Source organism: Psychrobacter immobilis, from assembly GCF_003148585.1.
Lineage (GTDB): Bacteria > Pseudomonadota > Gammaproteobacteria > Pseudomonadales > Moraxellaceae > Psychrobacter > Psychrobacter immobilis.
Window position 1 is genome coordinate 1 of record NZ_QGGM01000033.1, and the last position, 1,278, is coordinate 1,278.

The following is a 1,278-nucleotide window of genomic DNA, read 5'->3' on the forward strand; positions in this document are numbered from 1 at the left end:
TGACCCCTGCTGTCAAATCCGTACACCTAAACTTGGGAGATTTTAATTACGCAGCCTGACGGTAGAAATCAACCCAAACCTGTCTTGGCGATCTCATACCTAAATCTTGCTGAATCCTCGTTTGGTTGTAATCTAACTCAATATATTTGATGATACTGTTGATAGCCTCAAATCGAGTTCTATAATTATGATGATATACCAGCTCATTCTTTAAGACGCCCCAGAAGCTCTCTATTGGCGCGTTATCATAACAGTTGCCTTTAGCACTCATAGATCCTTTAAAACCGTATTTACTGATGATTTTGCGATAATCATCGCTGCAATACTGACTACCTCTATCTGAATGCACAATAAGACCTTGGCTAGGTCGTTTATCCTTGATCGCTTTATTTAAGGCCTTACAGACTAAATCAGCCTTCATACGTTTATCGATAGCGTAGCCAACCAGTTCTTTGGTATACAAGTCTTTAACACCTGCCAAATAAAGCCAACCCTCATCTGTCCAAATATAGGTTATATCACTGACCCATGCACAATTAGGACGATTGACGCCAAACTGCTGTTTAAGCAAATTAGGATAGATTCGCTTGTTATGGTCTGAGTCCGTTGTCACTTTAAAGCGCTTATGACGTCTACATTTGATGCTATGTTCTTCTTTGATACTGCGCACCATGTACTTGCTAATCTCATGTCCCTGTTCGCTCAAATGAGCATGCAGACGCTCATAACCATATCTCTCTTTGGTTTCACTGTGAGCAGCTTTAACAAGTAGCTCACAGTGATTACGATGTATTTGCTGAGTACTGATATTACGCTTGTTCCAGTCATAGTAGCTTGATGGTTTGATATCAAGGATTTTGCACATGCGGGTAGTGCTAAATTCATATTTGTGATGGTCAATAAAGGCGTACCTTACTGACCGTTCCTTGCAAAGTACGCCGTGGCCTTTTTTAATATTTCACGCTCTTCTTGTGCAATCTTTAACTCTCGCTTTAAACGCTTATTCTCTTCAATAACGGCCATTAGTTCGGGATCAAACTGTTTAGTACCTTTGAGCTTACCTTGATTAGCTTTCCGTTGCCAATTAGCTAGCGTTTGCATTGGTAGCCCTAACTGCCTTGCTGTGGCACTGACATTGCCACCATTATTTTCTATTGCTTTGACCGCTTCTGCTTTAAATTCTTCACTATATCTCTTAACTTTCTTTGTCATGGTAAACTCCTATTTGTCTTCTTTAGTTTACCAAGTTTTTGTCTACGGTTTTTTCAGCATATATCA

The 1,278-nt window shown here is 39.9% G+C and carries 1 protein-coding gene; it reads right to left on the bottom strand.

What is annotated here, in order from left to right; genetic code table 11:
• Positions 1-46: 46 nt before the first annotated feature.
• Positions 47-1,212 (bottom strand): IS3 family transposase gene (locus C8D84_RS13680; protein ID WP_109592809.1). Its coding sequence is split into 2 segments (ribosomal slippage): positions 47-954 and positions 954-1,212, totalling 1,167 coding nucleotides; the frame shifts between segments, so codons are not numbered across the junction.
• Positions 1,213-1,278 lie beyond the last annotated feature (66 nt).